The organism is Mycobacterium sp., from assembly GCF_049280035.1.
Taxonomy (GTDB): domain Bacteria; phylum Actinomycetota; class Actinomycetes; order Mycobacteriales; family Mycobacteriaceae; genus Mycobacterium.
In genome coordinates this window covers 1-7,079 of sequence record NZ_JBAPPI010000648.1, presented here as the reverse complement: position 1 = coordinate 7,079, position 7,079 = coordinate 1, and the positions used below count along the sequence as shown (strand labels likewise).

At 66.3% G+C, this 7,079-nt stretch carries 4 protein-coding genes; 1 reads left to right on the top strand and 3 read right to left on the bottom strand.

The annotated features are described in order from the left end of the window. Window positions 1-2,503: acyl-CoA synthetase (locus WAN71_RS20815; protein ID WP_422227143.1), on the bottom strand; the 2,503-nt coding region annotated here is incomplete at its 3' end. Between the two features lie 154 nt (window positions 2,504-2,657). Here WAN71_RS20815 and WAN71_RS20810 point away from each other — a divergent pair. Next, window positions 2,658-4,439, top strand: coding sequence for an ABC-F family ATP-binding cassette domain-containing protein (locus WAN71_RS20810; RefSeq protein ID WP_422227142.1), 1,782 nt, complete (start codon window positions 2,658-2,660; stop codon window positions 4,437-4,439). Window positions 4,440-4,453: 14 nt separating this feature from the next. Here the strand turns inward: WAN71_RS20810 and argH are convergent, their stop codons facing one another. After that, window positions 4,454-5,866, bottom strand: coding sequence for an argininosuccinate lyase (argH, locus tag WAN71_RS20805; protein WP_422227141.1), 1,413 nt, complete (start codon window positions 5,864-5,866; stop codon window positions 4,454-4,456). Continuing rightward, a complete protein-coding gene (locus WAN71_RS20800; RefSeq protein ID WP_422227144.1) occupies window positions 5,863-7,071 on the bottom strand; it encodes an argininosuccinate synthase in 1,209 nt (402 codons plus the stop codon). The genes argH and WAN71_RS20800 overlap by 4 nt, the downstream gene beginning before the upstream one ends. Window positions 7,072-7,079 lie beyond the last annotated feature (8 nt).

Here is a 7,079-nt window from a genome sequence, read left to right as displayed (position 1 = left end):
CCGCGGGACCGAAGACACCGCGCTTGACCGACGCAGTCGGGTCGATCGGTCCGCGCGGCTCGGCGAGCAACACGCCGACTTCATTGGCGTCTGGGACGCGGACCAGCCCGCTTTCGTTCTCCAGGATCAGATCATGCTCGGCGTCGTAGGCGCCCAGCTCGACGCGTCCCGCTCCCGGCAGCGGCCGGCCCTTGCTGCCGATCTTGGCGCCGGACACGTTGGCCAGCACCGCCTGCCCGTCTGTGGTGGCGAAGAACTCCACCACATGGGCAGGCTCGAACACCTCGACGACGCGCTTCCACAGGCCGGTCGGCATGCCGGATCCGATGAACAGCCGCACGGGGTGGCTGCCGGTCAGCGAGAACGCCGGGTCGTCGATGACCTCACGCAGCATCGCCCAGGTGTATGACACCACCGTCACGCCGTATTGGCGGATCTCCTGCAGGAACCGGTCCGGCCGTAGCCCCCGCGACAGCGCGATGCGGGATCCGCCGACGACTGCGCCGCCGAGGCTCACCAGCAGCCCGGACTGGTGATGCAGCGGGGTGAGGCAGTAGACGGTGTCGGCGCGGCTGAGGTTGGCAGCGGACGCGGTGCCGAACGCCGACAGCGCCCAGCGGTAGTTGGTGATCTGCTTGGCGACGAGCTGTCCGCCCGCGGTGTTGAACCCGATGAACGCCAGATCCCGCGCATACCCGGGGTTGGCCCGATACCACGCCGGGAGCTCGACGGCATCGGGGTCGATGTGTTCCATGTCGATGACACCGGCGTCATCGGGCAGATGCAGATCCCTGGACTCACCACCGCCGAGAACCAGAATCTGTCCGGGCAATTGCCGCGCGGTCTCGAGGTTGGTCGGGTCGGTGATGATCTCGGTCACTCCCCCGAGCCGGACCGCAGCGGCCAAGTCGACGTCGGGCTTCAACAGCACCGCGACGGCGCCCAACCGCGACAGCGCGGCGATGGCCACCAGCGCGCTTGGCCGAGTCTCCATCAGCACGCCGACGTGCTCGCCTTGGCGCACCCCGACCTCGATGAGGCCGCGCACAACGTTGTCAATGCGCCGGTTGACCGCCTCGTAGGTGTGCACGCGTCCGTCGAAGAGCAGGAATTCGCCGTTCGGAGCATCGTTAGCTTGTTCGCCGATGATCCGGCCGAGCGAGATCCGGGTGTGGTCGTTGATCTGACCCAGTCGGGCCAGCCGGGGCAAGGTTCGGACGGTCTCGACGGCCAATGTGCGCATGGACTTATTCGCTGCGACGACGGCGTCGGCCGCGCCGCGGGCGAGTGTCAGCGCCACCTCCCCTGCCTCACCCAGGCCGTGCGCCAGCCGGGAGCTGAACGCGACGCCGCGGTCAGCGTGCTCGGTGGGCTGGTCGGCCATCGGGAAGATGTCGGTGGGCTTGTCACCATGCCCGGAAATCCACAGCACCCAATCGGCGACGGTTGGCCAACTCTGCTGTGCCGCTTTGGATCCGACCACCAGCCCGAAGTGACCCGTGCGCAGCGAGTACTCGTATATCTCGGCATTGGGCGCGGCACGCCGGATGCCGCGCACCGCGGCCGGCTGACCGATGTCGTCAACCTCGCCGATGAAAGCCAGTACCGGACAAGTGATATCGGTCAGCGTCACCAGTTGACCGTTGATGGCGAAACCGCCGGTCATCATCCGGTTATGCGCGACGAACTGCTTGAGTAGCTCGGAGATCGCCGGGCCAGACCAGGCGATCCAGCCTTCCGACTCCAGGAATCTGCGCTGAGCTTCCCTTGGCAGCAGCGCCTCGCGATCGTGCAGTTGGCGCACGAAATCGATCCGCGCTTTGGCAGTCTTGAGCGGATCGAGCATCTGAAAGCCGGTGCGCGCCAACCAACTTGGGATATCCAGCCGATTAAAGACATGGTCGGCCATGAAATTCGCGACACCGGGGGCCCAGTTGGGCGGAAGCCCCATCGGGAGCGCTGCCAGGGTGTCCACCGGTGAGCCGAATGTCACAATGCTGGCGATGCTTTTCGAGCGTCGGTAGGCAGCCGCCTGGTAGCAGAACATCCCGCCCTGCGAATAGCCGACCAGGTGCACATCCTGACCGGTGACTTCCGTCATCGCGTCGAGTGCCTCGCTCAGCGCGACGATGTGGTCGGCCAGATTCCGGCGCATGCCGCCCTCGACCTGATCGGGTGAGCCGAAGTCGATGACCCAGGGATCCAGCCCGGCGGCGTGCAGGATGCCGACCGCGCCCTCCTCGCGGGTGACATCCCACATGTTCGCCGACATCATCATCGGGTGCACCAGCAGCACCGGCGGCCCCGCCTGCGGGTGCCCCGGCCGACTGTCCGGCGGGAAGTACCGCCGAAGCTTGTACATGGGCACGCTCTCCACGACCTGAGACGGCGACGGGGAGTTGCCGGTTTCCAGGCCGCCGAGCCGCAGAACTTCCAGGCCGTTCTGTGCTGTCGCCACCAGACGCTCAACCGGTCGCGTGACCGCTGAAAGGTTCAGATCCATGCCGCCGCTCCCTACCAACTGAGACGATCCTGTGCTGCGTGTGGGCCTGACAGCCTGCACATCATGGCACATCGCAAGGGGTGTGCCTGCAGCTTTGGTCACGGTGCCAGTGCGTTCGCCAGCCTAGTCTGTCCCGCCAACTAGCCTCGGGGCCGTGGCACACCTGCTGGGAGCCGAGGCGGTGCACCTGGAGTATCCGACTCAGGTCGTCTTCGAGTCGCTGACCGTGGGGGTCAGCGACGGCGACCGCATCGGCATCGTGGGACGAAACGGAGACGGCAAATCCAGTTTGCTGGGTTTGCTCACCGGTTGGGTGCGCCCGGACGCCGGACGGGTCACCCAGCGCACCGGACTACGGGCCGGCGCGCTGAGCCAGGCGGACACCCTGGACTCGGGCAGCACGGTGGGATGGACACTGGTCGGCGACCGGCCCGAGCACGAGTGGGCCGGTAATCCGCGGATCCGCGACGTGGTCGGCGGACTGGTCGCCGACCTCGCCTGGGACGCGACGATCGGCACGCTCAGCGGTGGCCAGCGGCGACGTGTTCAGCTGGCCGCGCTGCTGGTCGGCGATTGGGATGTCATCGCGCTGGACGAGCCGACCAACCACCTCGACATCGAAGGCATCACCTGGCTGGCGGGTCACTTGCGCCAACGCTGGGCCCGTAATACCGGCGGACTGCTCATGGTGACCCACGACCGGTGGTTCCTCGACGAGGTGGCGACCACGACGTGGGAAGTGCACGACCGAATCGTCGAACCGTTCGACGGCGGCTACGCCGCCTATGTGTTGCAGCGAGTCGAGCGGGACCGGCGGACCGCCGTCGCCGAGGCCAAGCGGCAGAACCTGATGCGCAAGGAGCTGGCCTGGCTTCGCCGCGGCCCACCGGCGCGCACGTCGAAACCAAAGTTCCGAATCGATGCGGCCAACCAGCTGATTGCCGACGTGCCGCCGCTGCGCAACACCGTCGAGTTGGCAAAACTTGCCACCGCGCGGCTGGGCAAGGATGTCGTAGACCTGCTTGACGTATCGGTCTCGTTCGACGGCCATCCGGTGCTGCGCGATGTCGAGTGGCGAATCGGCCCCGGTGAACGCACCGGCATCGTCGGCGCTAATGGCGCCGGCAAGTCCACCCTGCTCGGACTGATCACCGGCGCAGTGCAACCCGACAGCGGGAAAGTCAAGCGCGGCAAGACTGTTCAGTCAGCAATCCTCGACCAACGAGGCGATGAGCTGGCGCCGCTGGCCGGCGAGCGGGTCGCTGACGTGCTGGGCCGGCTGCGCAGCGGCTATCACGTCGACGGCCGCGACATGACTCCGGCGCAGTTGTTGGAGCGGCTCGGATTTGCCGGCGAGCAGCTTTCGGCGCGCGTCGGTGAGCTCTCCGGCGGGCAACGCCGTCGGCTGCAGCTGATGCTCACGCTGCTGGCAGAGCCCAATGTGCTGCTGCTCGACGAACCCACCAACGACGTGGACACCGACATGCTGGCCGCCACCGAAGACCTGCTCGACTCCTGGCCGGGCACGTTGATCGTCGTCTCCCACGACCGCTACCTGCTGGAGCGTGTCACCGACCAGCAATACGCAATCCTGGATGGCCGCCTGCGGCATCTGCCCGGTGGTGTCGACGAATACCTGAGGCTGGCCGCGCAACCGACCGCAGTCCCGGTAGCGGCGCCGCCGGCGCCCAGCAACGCTGAGCCGCAGGCAATGTCGGGTGCGGAATTGCGCGCCGCGCAGAAGGAGATCGCTGCAATCGACCGCAGGCTGGTGCGGCTGGCAGACCAGATCGTGGCCAAGCACCAGGAACTCGCCGAGCATGACCAATCCGACCACGTCGGCGTCACCCGGCTTACCCAGGAGTTGCGCGACCTTGAAGACGACGTCGCCGGGCTAGAGAACCGTTGGCTGGAACTCTCCGAAGTCGTCGAGTGAGGTTGGCGCAGGGCTCAGCGGCTCAGCTGCTGCCGAAGTCGTTGGGCGGCGGCACGAACCGTATCGAGCTGCGCGGCGACCCGGGCCGGCGCGGTGCCGCCGCGCGCGTCGCGTGCCGACACCGAACCCTCGATAGTGAGCACTTCACGGACCTCGGGAGTCAAGTCGCTGCTGACGGCAACCAGCTCGTCGTCGGTTAGCTCGTCCAGCCCGACCCCGCGCTGCTCGGCGACCCGCACCGCCGCCCCCGCCGACTCATGGGCGTCCCGGAACGGGACACCTTGGCGCACCAGCCATTCGGCGATATCCGTGGCCAGGGTGTAACCAACCGGGGCCAGCGCTGCCATTCGCTCGGTGTCAAACGTCAGGCTGCTCACCAGTCCGGCCATCGCGGGCAGCAGCAGCTCCAATTGCGCCACCGAGTCGAACACCGGCTCTTTGTCCTCTTGCAGGTCCCGGTTGTAGGCCAGCGGCTGCGCCTTCAGCGTCGCCAGCAGCCCGGCGACGTTTCCGATCAACCGACCGGATTTGCCGCGAGCCAGCTCAGCGATGTCGGGGTTCTTCTTCTGCGGCATGATCGAGCTGCCGGTCGACCACGAGTCGTGCAAGGTGACATAGCTGAATTCGGTTGAACTCCAAAGGATGATGTCCTCGGCAAGCCTCGATAGGTCGACGCCGATCATCGCGAAAACAAACGCCGCTTCTGCGGCGAAGTCCCTTGCCGCAGTGGCGTCGATAGAGTTGTCGGCTGCAGTTGCGAAGCCGAGCTGTGCGGCGATCGCGTCCGGGTCAAGTCCCAACGACGACCCGGCCAACGCTCCTGAGCCATAGGGTGACACCGCGGTGCGCTTGTCCAGGTCGACGATCCGGTCGACGTCACGCAGTAGCGGGTGGGCGTGCGCAAGTAGATGATGTGCCAGCAGGATCGGCTGCGCGGACTGCAGGTGTGTCTTGCCTGGCATGATGGCGCTCGGGTGAGCGGCGGCCTGGGCGACCAGTGCGCCGACGAGGTCGAGCGCACCGGCGGCCACTCGCCGTATCGCGTCACGCAGCCACATCCGAAATAGGGTGGCCACCTGATCATTTCGTGAACGGCCGGCCCGCAGCCGACCGCCCAGGTCGGGCCCGACCCGGTCGATCAGCCCGCGTTCCAGCGCGGCGTGCACGTCCTCGTCAATGGGCAGCGGGACAAAGCTGCCGTCACCAACGTCCTCGGCGAGGCTGTCCAGCCCGGCCAGTAGCCCATCACGCTGCTCGTCGGTGAGCAACCCGGCGTGGAACAGCACCACGGTGTGCGCCCTGGACGCGGTGATGTCGTAGGGCGCCAGCACCCAGTCGAAGTGGGTGGATCTGCTCAACGCCGTCAGCGCATCGGACGGGCCGTCGGTGAACCTCCCACCCCACAGCGATCCTTCGTTGGTGGTCATGTTTGATCGGCAGCCGCGTCCCGGCGCGCGGCGATTTTCGACGACAGCCCGTGCACATACACGAAGCCCTTGGCAGCGGACTGGTCGAAGCTGTCCCCCTCGTCGTAGGTCGCCAGGTTGAAGTCGTAGAGGGATTCGGTGCTGCGCCGGCCGTTGACAGCAATGTGGCCGCCGTGCAACACCATCCGGATTTCGCCGGACACATGTTCCTGGGTCTTGGCGACGAATGCCTCCAGCGCCGTCTTCAACGGTGAGTACCACAACCCGTCGTAAACCAGTTCCGCCCAACGTTGGTCGGTGTGCCGCTTGAACCGCGCCAGCTCGCGCTCGAGCGTGACGTGCTCGAGTTCGGTGTGCGCGGTAATCAGTACCATCGCCCCCGGCGCCTCGTAGATTTCGCGGCTCTTGATGCCGACCAACCGGTCTTCGACCACGTCGAGACGGCCGACACCTTGCGCGCCGCCACGGCTGTTGAGTTCCTCGATCGCCTGCAGCACCGACACCGGCCTGCTATCGATCGACACCGGTAGGCCACGCTCGAATCCGATGATCACCTCATCGGGGGTGTTCCAGTTGACGGTGGGATCTTCGGTGTAGGCGTAGATGTCCTTGGTCGGCGCATTCCACAGGTGCTCCAGAAAGCCAGTTTCCACCGCTCGGCCCCACACGTTCTGGTCGATGGAGAACGGTGAGCGTTTGGAAACGTTGATCGGGATGGCGTTCTCTTCGGCGAAAGCGATGGCCTTTTCCCGAGTCCACGCATAGTCACGGACGGGCGCGAGCACCTCCAGATCCGGTGCCAGCGAGGCGAATCCAACTTCAAATCGAACCTGGTCGTTGCCTTTACCGGTGCAGCCGTGCGCGACGATGCTTCCGCCGTGCTCGCGGGCCGCCGCGACCAGATGTTTGGCAATGAGCGGCCGGCTAATCGCCGATACCAGCGGATAGCGATCCATGTAGAGACCGTTGGACAAGATGGTGGGCAGACAGTAACTGTCGGCGAACTCGTCGCGGGCGTCGACGACAACGGCTTCCACGGCGCCGCAGTCCAGCGCCCGCTGGCGCACCACCTCCATGTCCTCACCGCCCTGGCCCAGATCGATAGCGACGGCGACAACCTCCCGGCCGGTCTCCTTGCCGATCCAGCTGATCGCCACCGAGGTGTCCAAACCGCCGGAATACGCCAAGATGACGCGCTCGGACATGAACTGAT